Source organism: Nocardiopsis changdeensis, from assembly GCF_018316655.1.
GTDB lineage: Bacteria > Actinomycetota > Actinomycetes > Streptosporangiales > Streptosporangiaceae > Nocardiopsis > Nocardiopsis changdeensis.
In genome coordinates, this window is the sequence record NZ_CP074133.1 from 1,566,296 (window position 1) to 1,589,824 (window position 23,529).

At 72.8% G+C, this 23,529-nt stretch carries 25 protein-coding genes and 1 pseudogene; 13 read left to right on the plus strand and 13 right to left on the minus strand.

The genetic code is table 11. The annotated features are described in order from the left end of the window. Positions 1-150: 150 nt before the first annotated feature. The 5 genes from KGD84_RS07275 to KGD84_RS07295 all read right to left on the minus strand — a co-directional run bounded on the left by KGD84_RS07275 (position 151) and on the right by KGD84_RS07295 (position 3,811). Entirely contained in the window at positions 151-750 is a 600-nt protein-coding gene (locus KGD84_RS07275; RefSeq protein ID WP_255646372.1) for a class I SAM-dependent methyltransferase, read from the minus strand. A 36-nt stretch (positions 751-786) separates the two neighbouring features. Beyond that, the gene (locus KGD84_RS07280; protein WP_220559495.1) at positions 787-1,737 is read right to left on the minus strand and encodes an MBL fold metallo-hydrolase; all 951 of its coding nucleotides are present in this window, start codon (positions 1,735-1,737) and stop codon (positions 787-789) included. Continuing rightward, the gene (locus KGD84_RS07285) at positions 1,734-2,156 is read right to left on the minus strand and encodes a hypothetical protein (protein ID WP_220559496.1); all 423 of its coding nucleotides are present in this window, start codon (positions 2,154-2,156) and stop codon (positions 1,734-1,736) included. The genes KGD84_RS07280 and KGD84_RS07285 overlap by 4 nt, the downstream gene beginning before the upstream one ends. 194 nt (positions 2,157-2,350) lie before the next feature. Then, positions 2,351-2,941 (minus strand): snapalysin family zinc-dependent metalloprotease, encoded by a 591-nt coding sequence (locus KGD84_RS07290; protein ID WP_220559497.1) that lies wholly within the window; start codon positions 2,939-2,941, stop codon positions 2,351-2,353. A gap of 144 nt (positions 2,942-3,085) precedes the next feature. Continuing rightward, the gene (locus KGD84_RS07295; protein WP_220559498.1) at positions 3,086-3,811 is read right to left on the minus strand and encodes an SDR family oxidoreductase; all 726 of its coding nucleotides are present in this window, start codon (positions 3,809-3,811) and stop codon (positions 3,086-3,088) included. 83 nt (positions 3,812-3,894) lie between these two features. Here KGD84_RS07295 and KGD84_RS07300 point away from each other — a divergent pair, with 83 nt between their 5' ends. From KGD84_RS07300 to KGD84_RS33520, 4 genes are all read left to right on the plus strand, one after another. Then, a complete protein-coding gene (locus tag KGD84_RS07300) occupies positions 3,895-4,773 on the plus strand; it encodes a LysR family transcriptional regulator (RefSeq protein WP_220559499.1) in 879 nt (292 codons plus the stop codon). A gap of 261 nt (positions 4,774-5,034) precedes the next feature. Continuing rightward, positions 5,035-6,327, plus strand: coding sequence for a PQQ-like beta-propeller repeat protein (locus tag KGD84_RS07305; protein ID WP_220559500.1), 1,293 nt, complete (start codon positions 5,035-5,037; stop codon positions 6,325-6,327). 49 nt (positions 6,328-6,376) lie between these two features. Next, entirely contained in the window at positions 6,377-6,745 is a 369-nt protein-coding gene (locus KGD84_RS07310) for a BlaI/MecI/CopY family transcriptional regulator (protein ID WP_220559501.1), read from the plus strand. Continuing rightward, a complete protein-coding gene (locus tag KGD84_RS33520) occupies positions 6,742-7,716 on the plus strand; it encodes a M56 family metallopeptidase (RefSeq protein WP_220559502.1) in 975 nt (324 codons plus the stop codon). The genes KGD84_RS07310 and KGD84_RS33520 overlap by 4 nt, the downstream gene beginning before the upstream one ends. A gap of 71 nt (positions 7,717-7,787) precedes the next feature. Here KGD84_RS33520 and KGD84_RS07320 read toward each other — a convergent pair whose 3' ends face one another. Beyond that, positions 7,788-8,162, minus strand: coding sequence for a BlaI/MecI/CopY family transcriptional regulator (locus KGD84_RS07320; protein ID WP_220559503.1), 375 nt, complete (start codon positions 8,160-8,162; stop codon positions 7,788-7,790). Positions 8,163-8,326: 164 nt separating this feature from the next. On the opposite strand from KGD84_RS07320, the gene KGD84_RS07325 reads away from it, so the two are divergent. Continuing rightward, positions 8,327-9,178, plus strand: a complete 852-nt coding sequence (locus tag KGD84_RS07325; protein ID WP_220559505.1) for a DsbA family protein — start codon at positions 8,327-8,329, stop codon at positions 9,176-9,178. Beyond that, the gene (locus KGD84_RS07330; RefSeq protein WP_220559506.1) at positions 9,172-10,044 is read left to right on the plus strand and encodes a cytochrome c biogenesis CcdA family protein; all 873 of its coding nucleotides are present in this window, start codon (positions 9,172-9,174) and stop codon (positions 10,042-10,044) included. Before KGD84_RS07325 ends, KGD84_RS07330 begins: the two co-directional genes overlap by 7 nt. A 30-nt stretch (positions 10,045-10,074) precedes the next feature. Here KGD84_RS07330 and KGD84_RS07335 read toward each other — a convergent pair whose 3' ends face one another. Then, positions 10,075-10,938, minus strand: a complete 864-nt coding sequence (locus KGD84_RS07335; protein ID WP_220559507.1) for an MmyB family transcriptional regulator — start codon at positions 10,936-10,938, stop codon at positions 10,075-10,077. Between the two features lie 101 nt (positions 10,939-11,039). On the opposite strand from KGD84_RS07335, the gene KGD84_RS07340 reads away from it, so the two are divergent. Then, a complete protein-coding gene (locus tag KGD84_RS07340) occupies positions 11,040-11,798 on the plus strand; it encodes an SDR family oxidoreductase (protein WP_220559508.1) in 759 nt (252 codons plus the stop codon). 88 nt (positions 11,799-11,886) lie between these two features. Here KGD84_RS07340 and KGD84_RS07345 read toward each other — a convergent pair whose 3' ends face one another. The 3 genes from KGD84_RS07345 to KGD84_RS07355 form a co-directional block, all read right to left on the minus strand. Continuing rightward, entirely contained in the window at positions 11,887-13,221 is a 1,335-nt protein-coding gene (locus KGD84_RS07345) for an aldehyde dehydrogenase family protein (protein WP_220559509.1), read from the minus strand. Positions 13,222-13,302: 81 nt separating this feature from the next. Continuing rightward, positions 13,303-14,403, minus strand: a complete 1,101-nt coding sequence (locus KGD84_RS07350; RefSeq protein ID WP_220559511.1) for an alcohol dehydrogenase catalytic domain-containing protein — start codon at positions 14,401-14,403, stop codon at positions 13,303-13,305. Continuing rightward, on the minus strand, positions 14,403-15,893 hold the full coding sequence (locus KGD84_RS07355; RefSeq protein ID WP_220559512.1) for an APC family permease: 1,491 nt from the start codon (positions 15,891-15,893) through the stop codon (positions 14,403-14,405). Before KGD84_RS07355 ends, KGD84_RS07350 begins: the two co-directional genes overlap by 1 nt. A gap of 205 nt (positions 15,894-16,098) precedes the next feature. On the opposite strand from KGD84_RS07355, the gene KGD84_RS07360 reads away from it, so the two are divergent. Both KGD84_RS07360 and KGD84_RS07365 read left to right on the plus strand, forming a co-directional pair. Next, positions 16,099-16,773 carry a TetR/AcrR family transcriptional regulator gene (locus tag KGD84_RS07360; protein ID WP_220559513.1) on the plus strand — a complete coding sequence of 225 codons (675 nt, stop codon included), beginning with the start codon at positions 16,099-16,101 and terminating at the stop codon, positions 16,771-16,773. Positions 16,774-17,157: 384 nt separating this feature from the next. Beyond that, entirely contained in the window at positions 17,158-17,589 is a 432-nt protein-coding gene (locus KGD84_RS07365; RefSeq protein ID WP_255646374.1) for a VOC family protein, read from the plus strand. Positions 17,590-18,178: 589 nt separating this feature from the next. Here the strand turns inward: KGD84_RS07365 and KGD84_RS33525 are convergent. Next, entirely contained in the window at positions 18,179-18,760 is a 582-nt protein-coding gene (locus KGD84_RS33525; protein WP_220559514.1) for a TetR/AcrR family transcriptional regulator, read from the minus strand. A 38-nt stretch (positions 18,761-18,798) separates the two neighbouring features. Continuing rightward, positions 18,799-20,010 (minus strand): acyltransferase family protein, encoded by a 1,212-nt coding sequence (locus KGD84_RS07375; protein WP_220559515.1) that lies wholly within the window; start codon positions 20,008-20,010, stop codon positions 18,799-18,801. A 345-nt stretch (positions 20,011-20,355) separates the two neighbouring features. Between KGD84_RS07375 and KGD84_RS07380 the strand changes: the two genes are divergently transcribed. The 3 genes and pseudogenes from KGD84_RS07380 (at position 20,356) to KGD84_RS07390 (ending at position 22,123) form a co-directional block, all read left to right on the plus strand. Beyond that, positions 20,356-20,769 (plus strand): flavoprotein, encoded by a 414-nt coding sequence (locus KGD84_RS07380; RefSeq protein ID WP_220559516.1) that lies wholly within the window; start codon positions 20,356-20,358, stop codon positions 20,767-20,769. A 68-nt stretch (positions 20,770-20,837) separates the two neighbouring features. Beyond that, a pseudogene (locus tag KGD84_RS07385) lies at positions 20,838-21,125 on the plus strand (helix-turn-helix domain-containing protein); the annotation flags it as partial. Between the two features lie 551 nt (positions 21,126-21,676). Further along, the gene (locus tag KGD84_RS07390) at positions 21,677-22,123 is read left to right on the plus strand and encodes a DUF5959 family protein (RefSeq protein ID WP_220559517.1); all 447 of its coding nucleotides are present in this window, start codon (positions 21,677-21,679) and stop codon (positions 22,121-22,123) included. A gap of 135 nt (positions 22,124-22,258) precedes the next feature. On the opposite strand, the gene KGD84_RS07395 is transcribed toward KGD84_RS07390, so the two are convergent. Then, positions 22,259-22,837: a hypothetical protein gene (locus tag KGD84_RS07395; RefSeq protein WP_220559518.1), complete on the minus strand. Its 579-nt coding sequence runs from the start codon at positions 22,835-22,837 to the stop codon at positions 22,259-22,261. A 468-nt stretch (positions 22,838-23,305) separates the two neighbouring features. Here KGD84_RS07395 and KGD84_RS07400 point away from each other — a divergent pair, with 468 nt between their 5' ends. Then, a complete protein-coding gene (locus tag KGD84_RS07400) occupies positions 23,306-23,500 on the plus strand; it encodes a hypothetical protein (RefSeq protein WP_220559519.1) in 195 nt (64 codons plus the stop codon). The last annotated feature ends 29 nt before the right edge of the window (positions 23,501-23,529 follow it).

Sequence of the window (23,529 nt, forward strand, 5' to 3'; positions counted from 1 at the left end):
AGCGCACCGCCACGGCCGGGCCGGGGAGGGCGTCCCCGGCCCGGCCGGATCGGCGGCCCCCCAGGCTCTGCGGGCATCCGGCCCCGCCCCGCGCCTGCGGGGGCGGACCGGGCCGGGGGACGCCGCGGTGCGCCGGCGCACCGCTCCCGGTCAGTCGGCGGCGCGGCGGAACCGGTACCACTGCGGCGAGGTCCGGTTCATCGGCCACCCCAGGCCCGCGGGATCGGCGTCCTCGGCCGAGAGGAGCTCCCAGCCGGGGAACGCGGCCTCGACCTCGGCCCGAGAGACGCCCTCGACCAGGCGCCGGTAGCGGGACGGCCCGAAGGCGAGCATCAGCAGGGTGGCGCCGGGGGCGGCCAGCGCCGTCACACCCCGCCCCTCGGCGGCCCGCTGCTCCGGGGTCAGCCCCTGGAAGCAGCCGATGTCGAGGAACAGGTCGAACACCCCCAGACCGGCCGACGGCAGGTCGGTCACGTCCCCCACAACGTAGGAGACCTCCGCCGGGCCCCTGCTCCGGGCGGCCTCGATCGCGGCCGGCACGAGGTCGACCCCCACCGCCTCCCAGCCGCGCCGGGCCAGTTCGGGGGTGAACTGGCCGCGCCCGCAGCCCAGGTCCAGGGCCCGCCCGGGCCCGCCCGGCCGCTCCCGCGTCTCCCGGTCGATCAGGCCGCCGAGCTGCGCCCCGCCGGCGGCGCCGTAACGTTCCCACGGGGTGAAGCCGAGACGGTACATCCGCGCGTATTTCGTCATGCCCTCACGGTAAAACGGCCTTCCGGCGGGGCGCCGTCACCCCCCGGACGCCGGACCCGCCGCAGGTGGGGGCGCCGCCCTGCCGTCGCCGACGGCCCGGAACAGCCCCGGCTCCACCTCGGCGACCCGCCCCTGCGCCGCCAGCACCTCCAGGTGCTGCACCGCGGTCCGGCGCTCCACCGGGTCCACGTGCGGCCCCTCGACGTGCGGGCGGTAGACCAGCCGGTGCGCGACGATGTCCTCCAGGGTCCGGGGCACGGCGAGGAGGTCCAGCAGAGCGGCACTGCGCCGGTCCACCACCCCGGCGTAGGCGTCGAGCCTGCGCCGGAACTCCCCGGCGCCCTCGACCACGCCCTTGTGGTGCCCGGTGCCGTACCACCGCGCCTCGATCTCCCGGCAGCGGCGCATCGACGCCTCGAAGTCCGTCAGGCTGCTGCCGGCGTCCCCGTAGAAGGGGCCGAACGAGCTCAGGTCGATGTCCGCCACGAACAGGAACCCGTCCGGCTCGACCAGGAAACCGCAGTGGCCCGCGGTGTGGCCGGGCAGGTGCACGGCCGTCACGGTGCATCCGCCCAGGTCGAACACGGTGCCGTCCCCGAACCCGGTCGCATCGGGGCGCTCGCGCACGTGGAACCGTTCCCGGTAGTCCTTCTCGACGGCGGCCGCCGCCTCGGGACCCAGGCCCAGCCCGGCGATCAGCTTCTCGGGGGAACGCACCCCTTCGAGGTCGTGTTCGTGGACGCCGACCAGGGCGCTGTGGTCCGCCAGGCCCGCCATGTGGTCCTCGTGCGCGTGGCTCACCAGGACCAGGTCCGCGGGCGGCGGGGAGCCGACCAGGGAGAGCGACGGGTCGATGAGCACCGTCGACTCCGTGCCGCGCACCAGCAGCGAGTTCGCGTAGGGGTAGGCGCCGCGTTCGGCGCCGACGAGCACTCGGACTCGTCCGTGGTCCACCGCCGTGTACCCCGTGGTGTGCGCGTCCGTCATCTCGGCCCTTCGTCGGAGGAGTCCTCCCCGGCGCGGGAGCCGAGGAAGCGCAGGCCGTCGACGACGGTCCCGGCCTCGATCTCCCGCAGCGTCCACGCGTGCGGGGAGTGGTCGTCGGCGGCGACACCGTCGTGTTCGAGCAGCAGCGCGAGCAGGGGGAGGAGTTCGGCCGGGCCCTCGACGCGCCTGGAGACGTCCACCTGGAGCGCCCAGTCGGGATGGCGGCCGAGCGCGGCGTCGATCCGCGCCACCTCCTCCGGCTCCCAGTCGCCGAACAGCAGGCCGGCCGGCTCGTCGTCGATGTGGGCGTAGAGGACGTCCGGCACGACCCACGTGCCGCCGGACCGGGGCAGGTGCCGGTCGAGCAGGGCGGCGGTCTCCTCACGTCCGGTGCCGGGGAACACGAACACGGTGCGCATCGCCGCAGTCTAGGAGGTGCCCCCTGCGGCGGACCGGGGCGGGGGCGGGGGTCGGCCCCGGACGGCGGCCCGGGGAGGGGCCGGTCGACCACGGCGTGCCCGCCGTGCCGCGCCCCCGCGCACCGGCGCCCGCGGCGCCGACCCGCCGAGGCGGGCTGGCGCCGCGGGCCGTCGGCTCCGCGGTCCGCGACCGCTCAGCCGCGGTCGACCACGATCTGACCGTCGGGCGCGCTCTGACCGGCCGCGCCGCCGCCGTAGTTGGCCTCGACCCGGGACCGCTCGGAGGCGTTCGGGTTGGGGTTGGTGCAGCTCACGCCACCGGTGGAGCCCGACATCAGCGACGAGCACGGACCGGGCTTGGCGTCGGGCAGCCCCAGGCTGTGGCCGAGCTCGTGGGCGGCGATGCGCACCGCGTCGTAGCCCTGCGCGGTGCCCTGGCGGCCCATCCAGACGGTGACCTGCCCGCCGGGCCGCACCGGGCCCAGGTGGGCCCGGGGCCAGCCGTCGTCGGCGATGACGCGGATCTCGGCGCGCCGTCCGGCGGGGGCCGGCTCCAGGCGGACGTTGCCGACGCTGGAGTTCCACACGTTCACGGCCGCCGCGACGGCGGAGGTGTACTCCGCGGCCTGGCTGGAGTCGTAGTACAGGACGGTCTGGGCCGCGGGCCGGACCTGCTCCGCGGTCGGGGCGTGGACGGGCGCGGCGCCGGCGGGCGCGACGCCCACCAGCGTCATCGCCAGAGCACTCAGGGTGATGAGCAGGGGCGTGAGGATACGTCTCAGCATGCGGGGGCTCCCGGGGGTGAGGGTGCTGAACTGATCGGTGACCCGGTGGGGTCGGGGCGATGCTATGCGTAGCGCCCCGTCCTCACAAGGAGTGCAGAACGACCATTCGCGAACACCGCGCCCCCGCGCCGGGAGCTCCCGCCCTCACCAGGGGACGGCCCCCGCCTCGTCGAAGAACCCGCCGCGCGGCCCGTCGTCGGGCAGGGTCGCGAGCCGGACCGCGATCGCGGCCCCCTGCTCGGGGGTCCGCGAGCCGTTGAACCCCGTGAAGTCCGTGGCCACGTATCCGGGGCAGGCCGCGTTGACGATGATGCCGGTGTCGGCGAACCGGCGGGCGTACTGGACCGTGACGGCGTTGAGCATGGTCTTGGACGGCGCGTACGCCGCCAGCACCGGCCCCGTTCGCAGGGCCAGCGACCCCATGTTGCTCGACATGTTGACGATCCGCGGCGCGTCCGAGCGGCGCAGCAGCGGCAGCATCGCGTTGGTGACCCGGACCACCCCGAACACGTTGGTCTCCAGCACGGTGCGCACGACGTCCAGGTCCAGCGTCGTCGGGTCCTGCCCGCCGCCGTCGGAGCGGCCGGCGATGCCCGCGTTGTTGACGAGTACGTCCAGGCGCCCCGCCTCCTCTTCGACGGCCTCCGCCGCCGCGGCGACGCCCTCGTCGGAGGTGACGTCCAGCGCGACCCCGAACGCGTCGACGCCCTCGGAGCGCAGCCGCTCCACCGCCGCCCCGCGCCGCCCGTCGTCGCGCGCCCCCACCGCGACCCGGAACCCGACCTGTCCGAGGCCCCGTGCGATGGCGAGGCCGATTCCCTTGTTCGCGCCGGTGACCAGCGCGGTCTTCGTGTCGTTCACGGGTCCCATCCTCGGGGGGCCGCGAGCCCGGCGTCCAAGACCGAGTGGGTCCACTGTGATACCCGCCGGGTATCGGCCGGTAGTCTGCCGGCGTGGACCATCTCGAGACCCGCGAGCTGCGGTACTTCGTCGCCGTCGCCGAAGAGCTGCATTTCGGGCGCGCCGCCGAGCGGCTCGGGATCGCACAGCCCCCGCTGTCCCGTGCGATCCGCCGGCTCGAACACCGGCTCGGCGTCCGGCTCCTCGACCGGGACCGGCGCCGCGTGGATCTCACCCCCGCGGGCGCGGTGCTGCTCCGGGAGGCCCGGTCGGCCCTCGACGCGGTCGAGGCCGCCGTCCACCGGACACGGCGCGCCGGGGATCCGAAGCGGCCGCTGGTGCTCGCGACCAAGGCCGGCGCCTCCCACGAACTGCTGCGGAGCCTCCTCGACCGGGCGGCCGGGGAGCCCGGCGCCGCGCCGGTCGACGTCCTGCTGTGCGAGGTCGGTGAACAGGCGGGCCTGCTGCGCAGCGGACGCGCCGACGTGGCGCTCATGCACCGTCCGTTCGACGACCTCGCCGGGTTCGACACCGAGGACCTCCACACCGAGGGCCAGGTCGCGATCCTGCCCGCGGACCACCCGCTGGCGTCGCACGAACGGCTCACGCTGGCCCAGGTGCAGGACGTCCCGGGGCTGCCGATCGCCCGGTGGCCGCGGCTCGACGGGTCCTACCCGGACGGGCCCGGGCCGAAGGTGGGCACCCAGGCGCAGCTCGCCCAGCTCGTGGCGCTCGGCAGGACGCTGCTCGTCATCCCCGCCTCCAGCCGCGCCTGGCAGTGGCCCGAACACGTCGCGGTGCCCGTCGTCGACGCCCCGGAGGTCACCACGGTGATCGCCTGGCCGCCCCACAGCCGGTCCCGGGCGGTCGCCGCGCTGGTCCGCACGGCGGCCGGACTCCACGGCGCCCCCCTGCCCGTGTCCTCGGACTGACCGCACCGGGGCACACCGGGACCCGGTGGAGCCGGGGCGGGCCGCTGGGTGCCGTTCCCGGACCCGTGCGGCGGTCGGCGGTTCTCCGCCACCCGCGGCGCGTTTCTCTCTATCCGACATAGAATATCTTCTATTGCCGATAGAGAACAGAGCGGGCGCCGAGCCGCCGCGGCACCCCCGGCCGCCCCGCCCGGCCGGACACCGCCCCTTCCCGCCCCGTGCGGAAGGACGGCGCCCGCGCGACGACGTGAGGTGGTACCCATGCCGGAGCGGTTCCGCCGCCCGTCCCCGCCCCGCCGTGCCGCACGCGCCCGGCGCCGGCTCCCCGCCGCGGCGCTGTGCCTGCTCCTGGCCGCCACCGCCTGCGGCAGGCCCGGACCCGCCGACCCGGTCGACGCCCTGCCCCTGGACGGGGAACCGACCCCCGCCCCGGAGGTGGAGCCGGGCCGGTTCCCCGGACCCGTGGACGGTTCGGCCGGATGGGCCACGCCCTACTCCTCCGAGCCCAAGGGCTCCGACACCGGGTTCGTCGGCCCCGTGTCCCCGGAGGGCGGGGGAGAACTGCACTTCGTCGGCATGGACGACCGGGGCCGCACCCGCTGGTCCACCGAGCGCAACCCGAGCTGCACCGGGTTCGCCCTCACCCGCACGGGCGGCGGCGACGACCTGGTGGTGCTGCTCGACAGCGACGCGGCACCCGAGCGCGGGCTGCTCGCGACCCGGACCACGGTGGCCGCCCTCGACCCCGGGACCGGGCGCAAGGTGTGGGGGCCCGTGGAGGTGCCCGGCACCTGGGTGGGGCCGGGTCTGGTGTTCGCGCAGGTCGCGCACACCGTCATGAGCGCCGAGACCGGGCCCGCGGTGGCCCTGGCCGCGGACACCGGGCACGTCGCGGCCGACGAACGGCAGGGGGACGCGGTCCTGCACGAGTACCAGGGCACCGTGCTCCTCCACCGCGACGGAGCGCTGCGCGCGGTCGACGCCGGCTCCGGACGGGAACTCTGGGACCACACCGGTCTGGAGGTCCCCGCCGCACTGGAAGGGGCTGCGGGGGAGGCCGTCGTGTCCTACGGCCCCCGCCCCGTGAGCGACTCCGCGCCGGTGGCCGTGATGGCCTGGGAGCGGGGGGAGGCCGCGGCCTACACCGTCCACGGCCTGGAGGACGGCCGGACGCTGGCGGAGTTCTCCTCGCGGTCCGAGCCCGTACCGGTCGGCGACGAGCACGGGCGCGCCGCGGTCGCGGGCACCTCGGCCAGGTCCGGCGCACCCGTGATCACGGGCTGGGACGGCGCCCCCGGAACCGGCGGCTGGACGGTGGAGGCGGAGGCGGGGGAGCGGCCCGTACGCATCGTCTCCGGCTACCTGTACACCGAGGCCGGCGGGGAGAACCGCGTCCGCTCCATGGCCGACGGCGCGCTCCTGGACAGCGGTGCGTGGGAGGCGCCCGTGGCCGGGACGGCTGGAGGGTCGGCCGCGATGCCGGTGCCCGGCGGAGGCGGCGCCTACGCCCTGTTCCCGTCACCGGGCGCAGGCCGCGGGCAGGGGGGCGCGTGATCACTATGCTGAGGGGGATTCCGATGTCGACCGGTGGGATGCGGATGCCATGATCGCTGGGCTGGGACCGCTGGAGGCCGCGGTCATGGAGGTGCTCTGGCGCGCGCCCGGGCCCCTGCCCGTACGCGGCGTCCTGGAGGGGCTCACCGACCACGAGGTCGCCTACACCACCGCCTCCACCGTCCTGGAGAACCTGCGCCGCAAGGGCTGGGTCGACCGCGAGCGGACCGGTCGCCTGTGGTTCTACCGCCCCCGGCGCGACCGGTCGACGCACGCGGCCGAGGTGATGCACGAGGCGCTGGCCGGCAGCCGCGACTCCGAGGCGACGCTGCTGCGCTTCGTGGACGCCATGCGGCCCGAGGAGGTGCGGGCCCTGCGGGCCCTGCTCGCCGACCTGCCCGACGAGGAGGGGCGGTGACCTGGTCCTTCGCCGCCCTGTGCGCCGTGGCAGCGGTCGGTGTGCGCGGACCCGCGGTACTGCGCCGCACCGCCCGCGACTGCGGCCCGGGACCGCGCGCCATGCTGGCGCTGTGGACCGCGGCCACCGCGGCCTGGGTGCTCTCCTGCGCCGCCCTGCTCGGGGTGCTCGCCGCGGAGCTGCTGGGGCCGGCGGTCAAGGGCGTCATCGCCGCGTGTGTGAGCGTCCTCCAGGCACTGGAGCGCAACCACGCCGGATGGGGGATCGGTGCCGGGGCCGTCCTGGTGCTGGCCGCCCTCGCGCGGCTGCTGTGGACCGCCGCCCGCCAGGGGCGCGCGGGGCTGTCCTGGCGCCGGGCCCACCACCGGGACCTGCTCGCGGCGGCGCGGCGCCGCCGCCTGTACGGCCACCCCGTGTGGCTGCTCGACGCCGCCGAACCGGGCGCCTACTGCGTCCCCGGGACCCGGGGCGGCGTCGTCATCACCAGCGGGGCGCTGGAGGTGCTCACCGCGGCGCAGGCCCGCGCGGTCCTGGCCCACGAGCGGGCCCACCTGCGCGGCCGGCACCACCTGCTGGTCGGCTGGGTCCGGCTCCTGGACCGCGCGTTCCCCGGGGTCCCGCTGTTCCGCGCCGCGGCGCGCGACGTCCCCGAACTCGTGGAGTGGGCCGCCGACGACCGCGCCGTGCGCACCGTGGGGATGCGCCCCCTGGTCCACGCGCTGGGATCCCTCGCGCGGACCGGGCAGGCCGGGCCGGGCGGGCCGACCGGCGCCGCGCGGACGCTGTCCATCGCGGGCGCGTGCCCGGTCGAGCGCGTCCGCCGCCAGGTCCAGCGCCCCACCGGGTGCCGGATCTGGAGGGGGCGGCTCCGCGCCGGGGCCGCCGCCGTGCTCGTGACGCTCCCCCTGGTGTTCACGGTCGCGTCCGCCCTGGCCGCGGTGCTGATCCCGCACTGCCGCTGCGCCGGCTGACCGCCCCGGACCCACGACGCCCTGCCGGGCGCGGGCGCGCCGGGGAAGCGGTCCGGCACGGCGGCCGCGCGTCAGCTTCCGGGCTCCCCCTCGTCGGCCGCCTCCACCAGGCGCCTGAGCGTGCGCACGTCGTCGGGGGACATGGCGTCGACGAACCTCAGCAGGGTGCTCCCCGGCCGGTCGCTGCCGGCCAGGGCCCGGTGCATGTCCCGCGCCGCCCGCTCGCTGCGGTCCAGCACGGGCCGGTAGAACCAGACCAGCCCCCGCTGCTCGCGGTCGACCCACCCCTTGGCGTGCAGGTTGCCGAGCACGGTGGCCACCGTGGTGTAGGCGGGGCCGTCCCCGCCGAGGTGTCGGGCGACCGCCCGCACCGTCACCGGTTCCTCCGCCTCCCAGACGGCGTCCATCACCGCCGACTCCAGAGGTCCCAGCGTCCCGCCGCCCATCGCCCGCGGCCACCCCTTCCCGTGCCCTGCCCGGCCCCGGCCGTCGCGGCGCCCCCGGCCAGTATGCGCCGGATCCGGCGGAGGGGCGCGCCCCACCCGATCTATCTTCCTTAGTAGGTCTACTATGGTCGATAGAAACCACATCGGACGAAGGAAGGCCGAGCATGCCCGATGCGCCGAAGAGGGGGACCGGACCCGGGGGTCGTTCCGCGGGGGACGGTGACACGGGCCGCGCCGGCGAGGGCCGCGGCGGCGCCTCCTGGAAGGTGCCGCTGGTCCTGGGGGCGGCTCTGCTCCTGATCGCCGCCGTGATCACCCTGGGGCGCTCCGGGCAGGACACCGGAACCGAACAGGACCGGGCGGCGGCACCGGACACGGCCGGCGCCCCGTCCGAGCCCACCGGGGCGGACGGGGAGGCACCCGACTCCGCTGCCGCCGCCGGCACCGAGGCGCCCATGGCCCGCAGGCAGCCCGACGACCCCACCGCCCTGGGCGAGGTCGACGCGCCGGTCGTCATGGTCGTCTACTCCGACTACCACTGCCCCTACTGCGGGCGCTGGGTCGAGGAGACCCAGCCCGAACTGATGCACTACGTCGACTCCGGCGACCTGCGCATCGAGTGGCGCGACTTCCCCATCATCACCGACACCTCCGAGGCGGTCGCCCTGGCCTCCCGCGCCGCCGCGGCCCAGGGCGCCTTCTGGGAGTTCCACGAGGCCTACTACGCCATCGACGAGGGGTCCGACCGGCGCGACCCGGAGGCGGCCGTCGCCCGCATCGTCGACGACCTGGGACTGGACCCCGAGCGGTTCGACGAGGACCGCAACGGCGCCGCGGCGGCCGAACTGGTCGGGCGCGACTTCTCCGAGGGCCTGTCGATCGGCGTCACCTCGACCCCGGCCTTCCTCATCAACGGACAGGCCGTCATGGGCGCCCAGCCGCTGGAGGTGTTCGAGACGGTCATCGACGACTCCCTGGAGGCCGTGGCCGCCCAGGCCGGGGGAGGGGGATGGTGACCGACATCGGGTTCGCCGCCGCCCTGGCCGGGGGAGTGCTCGCCCTGCTCAGCCCGTGCAGCGCCCTCCTGCTGCCCTCCTTCTTCGGCTACGCCTTCCGCGACCCGCGCCGCCTGGTGGCGCGCACGACCGTCTTCTACCTCGGGCTGTGCACCTCCCTGGTGCCCCTGGGGGCGGGGTCGGCACTGGTCGGCCGCCTGGTCTACGGCGAGAGGGAGCTCCTGATCGCCGTCGCCGGGTGGCTCGTCATCGCCTTCGGCGTCGCCCAGATCGCGGGCCTGGGCTTCTCGTCCCGGCTGGCACAGCGCATCCAGGGGCGGCTGTCGGGCAGGAGGGACACGGCGTCGGTCTTCGTCCTGGGCGCGGTGTACGGGTTCGCCGGGTTCTGCTCCGGCCCCATCCTGGGCGCGGTGCTCACCGTCGCCGCCACCGGCGGCACCGTGCGCGGCGCGCTGCTGCTGGCCGCCTACGCCCTGGGCATGGCGGCCCCGCTGTTCCTGCTGGCCCTGCTCTGGGACCGCTACGACCTCGGGTCCCGCCGCTGGCTGCGGGGCCGGACCTTCCGCGTGGGGCCGGTGGAGTTCCACACGACCGCGCTGCTGTCGGGCCTGCTGTTCATCGGGGTCGGGGTCCTGTTCCTCGTCTCCGACGGGACCGCGGCCCTGTTCGGCGGCACGGGCCGCCTGGACGAGGCCGCCCACCGACTCCAGGAATGGATCTTCGGGATCGGCGGCTCCGGGGCCGACGCGGTCCTGCTGGCGGCGCTGGGGCTGGTGCTCATCGCGGTGGGGCTGCGCGGCCGGTACCGGCGCGACAGGCGGGAGGAGGACGCCGCCCCGTCCGGCCCGCCCGCGGGCGACCGGTAGGACCCGGCCCGCCGACACCCCGCGGCCGGTTCAGCGGGCCGGACCGGTCCGCATCGACTCTGTGCCCACGACGCCCAGCAGCGCGAGCTTCTCGGCGGTGTCGGTCCCCGCGCGCGGTGCGAACCAGAGCAACCGCTGTCGGCCGTCCTCACTGAAGAGGCTGAGGCAGTCGAGGTCGAGCAGGCCGACGGCGGGGTGGACGATCCGCTTGCGCTCGTCCCTGCGCACCCCCACGTCCTGGGCGGCCCACAGCTCCCGGAACTCCGGCGACCGCTCCGACAGGTCGTCCACCAGCCCGGCCGCCTCGGCGTCGCCGGGGCTGCGCCGCCCGACCGCCGCGCGCAGGTCGGCCACGAACGAGCGCGACTGCGGGGCGAGGTCCTCCCGCGGGTAGATCCGCCGCGCGGCCGGGTCGGTGAACCACCGGTGGATGAAGCTCGCCGCGCGGCCGCGGTGCGCGGACAGGTCGCCGAGCAGCGCGACGGCGAGCGGGTTCTGGACCAGGACGGTGTGCAGGTCGGTGCTCACCATCGCCGGGGTCCCGTCGATCCGTGTCAGCAGGTCGAGCATCGCGGGGTAGACATGGGAGGCCGCCCCGCCCCGGCCCGGGACCGGGCGGTCCGCCAACCGGTACAGGTGGTCGCGTTCGTCGAGGCCGAGGCGCAGGGCGCGGGCGAGCGCGGCGAGCATCTGGTCGGAGGGCTGCGATCCGGCACCTCGCTCCAGCTCGGTGTAGTACTCCACCGAGGCGCCGGCCAGGACGGCGACCTCGTCACGGCGCAGTCCCGGGACGCGGCGCCGCGGGCCGGGCGCGATCCCCACCTCCTCGGGGCGGATCCGCTCGCGCCGCGAACGCAGGAAGCCGCCGAGTTCGGAGTACCTCGTGTTCGACATGGGCCCAGCATCCCCGAGCGGTGCCCCCGGTACCAGAGGACACCGTCCCCACCTTCGGGGGCAGCTGTCGCGGGCCCGCGCCGCGCCGCAGAGTGGACGCCATGAACACTCCACTCACCGACACCCCCGCCGGCGGCGCTTCGGCGGACGCCGGGAAGACGGTCCTCATCACCGGCGGCACGAGCGGCATCGGCGCCGCGACCGCCCGGCTCCTACTCGCCCGGGGCCACCGGGTCGCCGTCACCGGGCGCGACCCCGGCCGGCTCAGGGCCTTCCTCGACGACGTCGGCCACGCGGACCGCGTCCTGGGCCTGGTGGCCGACGCCTCCGACCGGGAGGCCACGAACACGGCGGTCACCGGCACGGTAGAACGCTTCGGGACCCTGGACGCAGCGGTCGCGAACGCGGGCGGCGCGTCCGCGGACCACTTCCGGACGGGCGGCGCCGGCGTCATCGGCGGCGGCGACCCGGAGCTGTGGGCGCCGATGGTGCTCGCCAACGTGCTCGGCCCGGCCCTGCTGGCGGAGGCGGCCCTGCCCCACCTGGAGCGGTCCCGCGGCCGGCTGGTGCTCATCGGGAGCGTGGCCGGGATCAAGAACAGCCCGGGCAACCTCTACTCCGCCACGAAGTGGGCGGTGGTCGGCTTCGCCGAGAACCTCCGCCTGCACGCCACGACCCGCGGCGTCGGGGTCACGGTCGTGAACCCGGGCATGATCGACACCGCGTTCTGGCACGGCCAGGCTCCCCCCACCGCCATGAGCCCGGAGCCGGTGGCCGAGGCGATCGGCTTCGCGCTCGACCAGCCGGCGGGCGTCGACCTCAACACGGTGACGATCCGTCCGATCGGCCAGCCCGTCTGACCCCGGGCGGGCGGCGCGCCCACTGGCGCGCCGCCCCCGGGACCGGGGGCGGCCCCGGCCGCCCCCGTCCCCGCAGACCTTCACCGCACTAGGCGACCGTGCGGATGAGCTTCTTGTTGAGGAACTCCTCCATGCCGGGACGCCCCAGCTCGCGGCCGAAACCCGAGCGCTTGACACCGCCGAAGGGCAGTTCGGCGCCCTCCGCACCGACACCGTTGATGAAGACCATCCCGGTGTCGAGGCGGTCGGCGACGCGCCGCGCCTGCTCGGGGTCGGTGGTGAACACGTACGACCCCAGGCCGTACGGGGTGTCGTTGGCGATCCGTACCGCGTCCTCCTCGTCCGCGGCCGGGAACACCAGGGCGACGGGGCCGAACAGCTCCTGCCGGGCCACGGGGAGGTCGGTGGTGAGACCGGTAAGGAGGGCCGGCGGGTAGTAGGCCCCGTGGGGCTCCTCCGCCCTGACCAGGTGCGCCCCCTGGGCGACGGCGGCGTCGACCTGGCTCCCCAGGGCCCGGGCGGCGGCGGCCGAGGCCAGCGGTGCCCCGGACCACCCGGCCGGCAGCCGGTCGGAGAACCGCTCCACGAACGCGTCGTACAGCTCCGCGACGACCACGAACCGCTTGGCCGCGTTGCACGCCTGGCCGGTGTTGTCGAGGCGGGACGCCACCGCGGCGTCCACGACCGAGTCGAGGTCGTCGGTGGACAGCACGATGAAGGGGTCGGAGCCGCCGAGCTCGAGCACGACCTTCTTCAGGTGCCGCCCCGCGATCTCGGCGACGGCGGAACCGGCTCGCTCGGAGCCGGTGAGCGAGACCCCCCGCACGCGCGGGTCGGCGATCATCGCGCCCACCTGCTCGTTGGTCGCGTAGACGTTGACGTACGCCCCCTCGGGGAAGCCCGCCCGGGTGAAGAGCTCCTGGAGGAGTTCGGCGGTGTCCGGGCACTGCGGGGCGTGCTTGAGGACGATGGTGTTGCCCGCCGCGAGGTTCGGGGCGGCGAACCGGGCGACCTGGTAGGCGGGGAAGTTCCACGGCATGATGCCCAGGAGGACGCCGAGCGGGGAGCGCCGCAGCACGGCGCCGCCGGGCCCGGAGGTGACGTCGAGCGGCTCGTCGGCGAGGAACTCCTCGGCGTGGTCGGCGTAGTAGCGGTAGATCTCGACGCAGAAGTCGACCTCCTGCTCGGCCTCGGCCAGGGGCTTGCCCATCTCCCGCACGATGCCCGCGGCCAGGGCGGCGCGGTGCTCCGTGTGGAGGTCGCCCAGGCGGCGCAGCAGCGCGGCGCGCTCGGCCGCGGCGCCGGTGCGCCCCCACTCCGCGGCCCGGTGGGCACGGGCGAGGGCCGCTTCGATCTCGGCGTCCGTGGCGGCCGGGCGGGTGGTGTGGACCCGGCCGGTGGCGGGGTCGGTGACGGCGTACATGGTCCTCCAAGCGGGTGGGCGTGTGCGGGACGGCGGGGCGGCCCGGGGCGGGGCGGGCCACCGGGTCACGGGGTCACGGGGTCACGGTCGCAGGATCGTGCGCAGGCCGGATCCGGCCTCGAGGTCGGCGAACGCGGCCTCGACCTCGGACAGGGGGCGGGTGGCGCCGATGAGGTCGTCCAGCGGCAGCCGCCCCGCCAGGTACAGCCGCGCCAGCTTCGGGATGTCGATCTGGCCGACGCTGGAGCCGTAGTTGCAGCCGAGGATCCGCTTCCCCTGGTCGGCGAGGTCGAACAGGTCGAACGCGCCGGTCGCCCCGGTGGGGGCCATCCCGACGAGGACGGCGGCCCCGCCCGAGGTGAGCATGGCCGGCAGGGTCTCGATCACCCGTGGGCTGCCGATCGCCTCGAACGCGTGGTCCACGCCCCCCAGCTCCCTTCGGCACCAGGCGGCCACGTCGGTCACGGCCCCGTCCAGGACGTGGGTGGCGCCGAACCGCAGCGCCGCCTCGCGCCGCTCGGGCGACAGGTCGACGGCGATGATGGGATCGGCGCCGACGAGCGCGAGCCCCATGACCACGGACAGGCCGACCCCGCCGGTGCCGATGACCACGGCCGACTCGCCGGGCCGCACCTCGGCGGTGTTGGTGACCGCGCCGATCCCGGTGGTGATGGAACAGCCCAGCAGGGCGCCCACCTCGAAGGGGAGCTCCCGGGGCACCTTCACCGCCGCGGACTCGGGAACGGTGAGGCGGCCGGTGAACGCGCCCAGGCCCAGGTAGGGCCACACCGGGTCGCCGTCGGCGTCGGTGAAGGGCGTGGTCCCGTCGGGCAGGGTGTTCTCGACGGCACGGGTCTCCGTGCACAGCCAGGCCCTGCCGGCCGCGCACTTGCGGCACCGGCGGCAGGGCGCGAACCAGGACAGGACGACGTGGTCGCCCGGTTCCAGACCGGTCACCCCGGCTCCGGTCCCGGTGACCACGCCCGCCGCCTCGTGGCCCAGGACGAGGGGCCGGTCGGTGGGCCAGTCCCCGTTCACGATGTGCAGGTCCGAGTGGCACACGCCCGCGGCCCGCACCTCGATCTCCACTTCGCCGGGGCCGGCGGGCCGGAGGGCGACCTCACGGGTGTGCATCCCCCGGTCGGGGTCGACGACGACGGCCGGGGAGGGGTGTGACGACATCAGGGCGTCTCCAACTTCTCTTCCTGGTTCTGGTTCTGGTTCGCGGGGAGGCGGGTGTGGGGCTTGGCGATCGCCACGTAGACGAGGCCGACGGCCAGCAGCACGGAGAAGACGAGGACCACGGCCCAGACCTGGACCCAGCTGCCGCCGACCGGCGCGAGCTCGACCCGCGGCCAGGCGATGTTGGTCGCCTCGAAGAGCAGCCAGACCACGGCCAGGACGTTGATCACCAGGCCGGCGCGGCCCAGGTCCACCCGCCCCCGGGAGGGTCGCCAGCGCCCGGTGAGGCGGGCGACGAGCGCCACGACGGCGACCGAGAGGAAGACGAAGTAGAACCCGCCGGAGCCGAAGGCGATCAGGGTCGCCGCCGCGTTGCCGTTCAGGCCGAGCAGCAGGCCGAGGCTGGCGAGGACCGCCGTGACCACGAGCGACACCCACGGGATCTGGCGCGGGCCGACGGTGGCCAGGGTGGCGGAGAAGGGCAGCTGCCGGTCGCGGGCGAACGCGTAGACGGCACGGCCGATGTAGGTCTGGATGGAGATGGCGCAGGCGATGAACGCCAGCAGGACGACGGCGATGAAGGGCTTCTCGCTCCAACCGCCCAGACCCGCGGTGACGGCGGTGAAGACCGGGTCCGCGAGCCGCCCGGCGACGGCCTCCTCCGGGTTCGGCAGGGCCAGCGTGACGGCGAGGCCGGTGAGCAGGACGGTGAAGGCGACGAACAGGTAGGCGCGGATGAGGGCCCGGGGGACGTTGCGCCGGGGCTGCTCGGTCTCCTCGGCGACCTGGGTGGTGGCGTCGAAGCCGAGGAACGCCCAGCCGGCCACGGCCAGGCAGGTCAGGAATCCGGCGAGGACCGATCCGCCGGAGGCGGCCTGGGCCCCCAGGGTCTCGAAGAGGATGCCGAACCCGTTGTTGTGCGCGAAGACGAGCAGGAACACGCTCACCGCGATGGAGGCGACGCCCTCGGCGACGATGCCCGCGTTGAGGAAGTGCTTGACCGGGTTGACGCCCAGGAGGTTGATCCCCAGGGCCACCGCGATGAAGACCACGCCCAGCAGCACGTGGTGTAGGGGTTCCAGCGGCCCGTCGCTGAAGAGCATGTGCAGCCACGTCGCCCCCAGGTAGGCCACGGTCGTCAGCGAGGCGATGGCCGAGGCGAGGTAGATCCACCCCACCAGCCAGCCCTGGCGCGGACCGGCCAGGCGCCGCACCCACTGGTAGACGCCGCCGGTGACGGGGAACTGGGAGGACAGCTCGACGTAGACCACCGCGACGAGCAGCTGCCCCAGGAAGGCGAGGAGGACCGCCCAGATCCAGGCGGGGCCGGCGAAGACGAACCCGAGCTGCACCACGGCGTAGATGCCCACGACGGGCGAGATGGTGGCGAACCCGATGGCGAACACGGCCCATACGGACAAGCTGCGTCGAAGTTCCTGCCGGTAGCCGTATTCGGCCAGTTCACCGGCATCGGTGCGTGAGTTGTCCACGTTCGTCTCCTGTGAGGGATGCGCGACGGCTCCCGAGGGCCGGCGGCGCCCGGGGATCGGGGCGCGGTGAGCCGGGCCGGGGAAGGATCCGGTGCCGTCGGCGTTACGGCCGACGGAGCGGGTTCGAGCAGGTCACCCTACGGATCGCGCTTATTGTTCGCGAAGCCAATAAGATACTGGGTGCTTAGCCAATAGCATCTGTGGCATGACGTCAAGCGATCGCAGGAAACGAGTTCGCAAAGCCCCCGGGGAGCGCCGCGACGAGATCGTGGCGGCCGCGGCCCGGACCGGGCTCGTCGAGGGCCTGGAACGCATCACCCTGCGCCGGGTGGCGGACGGCCTCGGAGTGCGCCCCGGCCTGGTCGGCCACTACTTCCCCGTGGTCGAGGAGCTCGTGGCCGAGGCCTTCACCAGCGCGGCCCTGGGGGAACTGGACGTCCTGCTCCCGGAGACGCCCGCGGAACCCGCCCCGGAGGAGGCGGCGCCGGCGGCGATGCCGATCCTGCGGGACTTCCTGAGCAGGATGTCCGGCCCCGTGTTCGACGACGTCAGCAGGCTCTGGCTCAACGCCCGGCACCTCGCCCGCTACCGGCCCGCCCTGCGCGAGAGGGTCGTGAGCCAGGAACTCCTCTGGTGCCGGCGGGTGGAGCGGGTCCTCGCCCTCGGCGTGGAACAGGGGAGCTTCCGCTGCGACGACCCGTGGGGCGCGGCCGTGCGGATCATGGCCGCCATCGACGGGGCCAACTCCTACATCAACACGAGCGCGCCACAGCGCTCGGAACCCCTGACCGAGATGGTCCGCACCCTCGTGGAAGTCGAACTGGGGCTGGGCCGGGACGCCCTCCGCGCCCCGAGCCCGGACCCGGCCCCGAACACCTGAGCCCCGGGCCGGGGGCGCGAACTGTCACTCTCCCGTCACCCGTCTTCCCCGGGCCCCGGCGAAGACGGGGCGGCCGTCCACGGTCGCGTCCGCATGGGCACGGGAACCGGCACCCCCCGGCCCGGCCGGAGCACACACCGGGACGGCGCCATCTGCCGCGCCGCGGCGTGCCCGCCTCCCGGAAAGCTCTCCACGCAGCGCTGCACGGAGCCCGGGACCTCGGAACCGCCGGGATGAAACCGGTGGCACGGCCGGCAGGGGAGCGGCCCGCCCCAGGCCCGCGTTCGGCGCCCCGGCGAGCGCACGGCCGGCGATGACGGTGTCCTGTGCCGGGTGCGACAGAGGCCCCCGAGGGATGAACAGGACCCCTGTTATCCTGCGCTGGTGTCAACGATCAAACAGTTCCAGGTGACCTTCGACTGCGCGGAACCCGCGCGCCTCGCCGCTTTCTGGTGCGAGGTGCTGGGGTACGTCATACCGCCGGTCCCGGAGGGCTTCGCCACCTGGGAGGAGCACCACCGCTCGCTGCCGCCCGAGGACGAGATCTACTTCGCGTGCACCGACCCCTCCGGTGTGGCTCCGCGCCTGCTCTTCCAGCGGGTTCCCGAAAGCAAGGTCGTCAAGAACCGGGTGCATCTCTGTGTGCGGACCGGCGACGGGCTCGTGGGTGACGAGCGCCTGGCCACCCTCGAGGCCGAATGCGCACGGCTGATGGCCTTGGGCGCGAAGCACGTGCTGACGCAGCCCGCCGACGGCGTCAACGAGTCGTGCATCACGATGCAGGACATCGAGGGCAACGAGTTCTGCCTCTCCTGAGTCCCCTCCGCGACTGCCAGGCCGAGAGCCGTCTCCCCTGGTCCTCCCAGGTCCCGCATACGGCAAGAGCCATTCCGCGAGAGCGAGGCCGTGCAGACGGGCGATGCCGGGGATGGCGTGAAGGACGCCGTCGCCGCCATCAGCCCAGACCTCCGGCCCGTTTGATTCAGGCCCCCTCCCGCCCGGTGTCTCCTAACGTGGCCGAATCGGCGGTGTCGCTACTGCCCCGGCTGGCGCCTGTGCCGTGTGCAGGCGGCACCGGCCCGGACGGTCCCCAGGGGGGAGGTGCGGTGTCGGGGGCGGACATGGCGGTACAGGTCCGTGGTCACTCCTCCCGGCTGGGAGCCGAGCGGACACGGGCCCACCCAAAAGGCTCACGGGATGGCGAAGCGCTTCGCGAGATCGCCCCCACTTGCACCCACCTTGCACCGGGGAGCACACAGGGAATGGAAACGCGGCGAGGACCCCTTACGAGGTCCTCTTCGAACCCCCTGAACCGGGATTTTCTGGTGCACCCGGCAGGATCCGAACCTGCGGCCATCGGATGAGAAGCCAACTGGTTCCGTCGCGTCTGTCCTGCGTGTGAATCTCAGTCCTTGGCGAACATCCCGTGGGCGATCAGCCGCTGGTTGGCCGCGCTGCGTTCGGCGACCACCACGGGGTCGAAGACCGGTGTGTCCAGGCCCGGTCGCATCACCGGTTCCAGGAGCATGGGGCCCAGGACGAGGAAGAGTACCTGGTAGGGGGCCCACCGCTCGTCCGTGCCGCCCATCGTCGAGAGCCGTACCCGTACCCCCTCCAGCAGACGGGCGAAGAGGCGGGCGCTCAGGTCGCTGCCCTCCGCCAAGGCGCGGCGGAGGTATTCACGCCGGATCGCGTCCGTTCCGAACAGCCTGGCGCTGGCCTCGCCGAAAGCGGCGAGGCTCTCCGTTTCGCCTTCCCGTTCGCCGATATCGGAGAGGACCGTGTCGAAGGCGTCCAGAACGTCCTCGTCCACGGCCTCGCGCAGTTTCTCCTTGGAACCGAAGTGGTGCCGGACCAGGGCGTGAGAGACCCCGGCGTCGGCCGCGATGGCGCGGAGCGAGGTGCTGGAGAAGCCGTGTTCGGCGAACAGGCGCAGCGCGGACATCCGGATGCGGGCCCGGCCGGTGAGATCGGCACTGTGCGTCATGGGCGCACAGCCTAGCCGCCCCACCGGCGGGGCGCCGTTCACAGCACCCTGCGCAGATAGGGGGTTCGGCCGGCGCCCCAGGCCAGCGCGAAGCTCAACACCAGGCCCCCGACGGCGGACAGGGCGAAACCCTCCCACGGGCCTGCGGCCAGGGCGCCCGCCATGTACTGCAGGGCGACGACCACCGGAACGTGGATGAGGTAGACGGTGAAGGCCAGCCCCGCCAACGCGAGCGGCAGACGACTCGGCCGGGCGGCCCACCGGCGGAACAGCACGAGCAGGCCGATGGACAGGGAGACGCACATCAGTGTCTCCATGGTCGACCACAGCAGGGAGCCGGCGCTCCAGCCGCCGTCGGCGTACCACCCGCCCAGTTCCTCACCGAAGGCCAGGTGGGCTCCGGCGAGCACCGTGCCGAGGGCGAGCCAGGCATATCCCGCGCGGTCGGGGAAGGCCGTGAGCCAGCCCTGCCGGTAGGCGAGGAGGCCTGCCACGAAGAAGGAGGACTGCAGGGCCAGGTCGCCGGGCTCGGCTTGGATGAACTCCAGGAGCGGGATCCAGGTGTCCACGGGATACCAGACCCGGAGTGCGAAAGTCGCCAGCGCCACCAGGGCCGCGAAGAGCAGAATCGCGGCGGTCGAGGGGGCCCGGGGAGCGGTGTCCGTGGAGGAGGAGGGCGCCCGGCCGCGCAGCCGGGCCGTCAGAACGCGCCACAGGGCGTACAGGACGGCATAGACCAGCAGGTGCTGGATGAACCACAGGTGGGCGAACTGGCGGTCCGGCCAGATGGGGCCGGACCAGCCCTGCGGTCGATCGGCACCGCCCATGTAGACGTCGGCGTAGTAGGTGGCGAAGCCGAGGTCGGGGTGAGGACGGAAGTTCGAGTAGTAGGCGTACATCAGGACCGGGACGACAACCAGGAATCCGATGAGCACCAGCGGCAGGAACCGCCGGAAGCGGTCGCCCAGGAAGGCCCTGGGGCCCTTGCGGTCGTAGGCCGCTGGGACGAGGTAGGCGGAGATCAGGAGGAAGAGGCTCATCAGAAAAGTGCCCGCGACGAGAGCGGCGTTGGAGAGCAGTGGCGCCTGGGCCTGGTCCTCGAAGTACCACCAGTCGGCGGGGCCGTAGGGCTGTGCCGCGTGGAGGAGCACGACGAGTGCGATGAGCAGGAGTTTGAGGTGGTCGAGGTAGTACAGCCGTCCGTTGCCCGCCTGTAGTTGCTGTCCATTTGGATTCTTTACTGTCCACATGGACAGCACACTAGGCGGGTGCGCTGGTGGCCGCCAGGGGTTCGCTTCGATATCAGGGAACTCTCCGGGATCTCCCCGGGGGCGTGGGTTGTCGGTGCCAGGGCCTCAACAGCGGGCTGTCTTGCGTTGATCGCCGTATCCGGTGTGCGCCGGGATCGCCCCTCAGTGCTCGGGCGGCTGAGACCTGCCGTGCTCTCCGTTCGAGACGGCTGAACCTCGAATCCGCTCGGCGGCCCGGCTCTACACTCGAGCCATGCCGCGGCCCCTGTACCTGGTGCTGTCCGGAGCCCCAGCACCCGAAGGAACGGTCGAACTCGTCCAGGCCTTCCAAGGCCATGACTGGCGGTGACGGTGCTGTCCACCCCCACCGGCACGGACTTCCACGACCCGGCCCGCTTGGAGGAGGTCACCGGCGATCCGGTCCGGGTGACGTTCCGCAGACCCGGCCAGGGCACACCCCTGCCTCCCGCCGACGCAGTGCTGGCCTGTCCGCTGACCCTCAACTCCACCAACAAGTTCGCCCAAGGGCTGGCCGACAACTTCGCGATCGCTCTGCTGTGCGAGATGGCCGGATACGGGATGCCCACCGTGGTGGTGCCCCACTGCAAACCCCAGCTGGCGTCCCACCCGGCGTTCACCCGCTCCCTGGAGACCTTGGGCTCCATGGACGCGATCACCGTCCTGCACGACCCCGACGCCCCCTACGAAGCCCGTCTGCCCTCCTGGAAGCAGGTCATCGACGCCGTGAACAGCCTCTGACCGAAAGGCGCGCCGTGGACCCCGCCACCCGAGGCCGGACGATCAAACGCGCCTGACGTCGCCGCGGCTACTCCCAGAGCGTGCCGGCCGGCCTCCTCGGCCGCTTCGAATCGTGGCTCTCCCCGGTCGAACGCGGCATCCTCATGGTGGACTCCCACGAGATCCTCACCCGCCTGGCCCGCGTCCTGCACCTGGACCCGGCCGAATTGACCGGAGCCGAACCCGAGGCGGTCACCGACATGCGCTACGACGCAGTCCGAGCCATCGAAGGCGCCATCGTCGCTGAGATCGGCAGGGAACCACGGACCGACCCCGTATCCCTTCTCGCTCAGGCCCAACACACCTATGCCGCCTAACAGGCGGCCCGCTACGACGAGGTCGGGCGCCGCCTGCCCGGCTTGATTCTCGAAGCCGAAGGCACCCCCCCGGATGCGGACCGCTCCGGGAGGTCTCCGCCCGCCTGCACTGACCTTGTAACTGGGGGGCACACATGGAGCACGCAGGGGCCTGGAACGCGGCGAGGACCTCTTGCAAGGTTCTCAGGTAACCCCTTTGAACTGGGATTTTGTGGCGCACCCGGCAGGATTCGAACCTGCGGCAATCGGATTGGAAGTGCCCTGGTTGCGTACCCTCGCAAGACGCTACGTACAGTTTTGTGCCTTCTCATCCGATCCGCCCTGCCGTTCTGTGCCATGTCATGCCGCGCAATGTCGCCCCGGTCCAAAACCGCGGAGCACGAACGGAGCACGCACGCCCTGTCGGCGGCGTTCGATGGCAGTTCGCGAGGGTCTCGTGAGAATCGGGCGGGCGTTTCGGAGCTCTGGTCCCTACCGACGGGAATTGCCAGTGATGACAGGCCGGGGCTGAGATCACCGGTCGGGTGCTGTGCGAGAAGATCAGGACTGCCTTGACCGAACGGATGAATGGCAGGGAAGCCGTGGAAGACGAAGTCCAGAAGTTGGAACTTTTTCTGTTCGCGGATCCGGTACAGAGCGTCGCTGTTGAAGTGGTGTGCGGTGATCCTCTGGTCATGGGCGAGGAGCGGTACTACGCCGCCTCCATCGTGCTGAGAAGCGACTTCGTCAACGGCCATGCCCGTCTGATGGTGTCAGTCAAGGACCTGGACGATTGGGAGCGCTGCCTCGACACGCTTCGGGGTGAGGAGGGGACGGCGTGGCCCAAGGGCGATCGGACCGCTTGGTTGGAAGTATCGCCCGAGGATCCGCTGGAGGTGATCGTGCATGACATGCCGTCGACACAGATCACGGTGCGCATGCCGATCGATGACACCTCTGACTGGGGGGAGGAGAACCAGCGACGCTTGGAACGCGTCCGTCACGCCATCGAACCGTGAGCTGCTCCGGGTGTCGGTATTTTAGGAGCGCCTTCCGTCATCTGGCGCACCTCAGAGTCGCCATTACACCAGACGCGAAACAGTGCCGAGACGAGACCGGGATGGTGTTCCACCGAAGGGCGTAACCTCACCAGCTCACGAAGTGGCAGCACCTGACCCAGATTTGATCTCGTTGGGACCCTGCTGGCTGCTCGGGTAGTGCGCGTCCTCGCCCAGCAGCTCGATCATGGACGCCTCGGAGAAGTAGCATCGATCACTGACCTGCCATTCATCGTGTATCTCGGACAGCACCGTTTGGCCGATCCGACCAACGTCGCGGGATCGGCGAAGGCCCGTGCCACGTCCGCTCTGTGTTTGCCCTCCCGGTTCAACTGCTATAACAGGCTGGTCGGCCAGATCTTCTTCCCGTGCCTGGTCGGAAAGTCGGCGAACGCGGCCACCAGTACGCTTGAAGCTGGTGCCGGTTTGAAGGTCGGTGCTGATTGAGGTGTGGGTAGTTTGGATTTCACCGAAGTTCCTGCCTTCCTTGGAGAAAGGAAGGCGATTTTCAGGACCCCGAGTGAAGCTTTTATTTCCTCTGTTTTCCTGGTGGCGCTGGTAGGTGGGGAGGGTTAGATGTTGGGATATCTCGTGTTGGCGGTTGTCCTTATGTTTTTTGGTGGCTTGTTGGTGGCCTCTGGGTATGGAAACTGGAGGAACTGGGATGAAATTCAAAGAGCTTCTCTCTTTTTGCTTCCTTTTATGTTGAGTGCTTGGGAGAAATCTCGAGGAGGGCGGATTGATTCGGCCAATAGGGCGATGTCATCTCTTGTTTGGGTTGTGCTGGGGGGCGCACTTTTTGTTACGGGATTGGTGACTTTGGTGGAGGTGGTGAGGCAGTTAATTTCTGTGGGTTGGTGGTAGTCGATTTCCTGGTGCAGGCTGGGAAGCGGTCGTGCTCGGGAGGGACGAACGGTCGCTGTGGTCAGGGCGGACGCCTTTGCCGGGGTGGTGGGGCGCTTCGGGCAGGCGGCATGGTGTTGTGGCCGTTGCGCGGAGGACGACAGGTACTGAGGAAGTGACACCGGGTTGCCGGTGGGTGTCGGGGTACGGTCCACGGAGGCTGGCCGCCAACGCTTGTCGGAGGAAGTCAGGGGAACGTGTTCGTCACGGCTTGCCGCCCCGTTCGAGTTCGAGGACCGGGTGGACGTCGACCCCGACCTGATCACCGGGGCCCTGGTGCGCCCCTACCTCGACCTCGGCTCCGTTCCTCGCCCCCGCCCGGCCGAACCGGACGACCACCCGGCCCCGCTTTCGGGTGTCGAGTCCGAGCCGGTGGAGGAGGAGTTCGCCGAGCTGACCGACCGCATCCGCACCTACCTGGCACTGCGGGGCTGACAAAAAACCGAACAGGCTGGGGGCGTCTT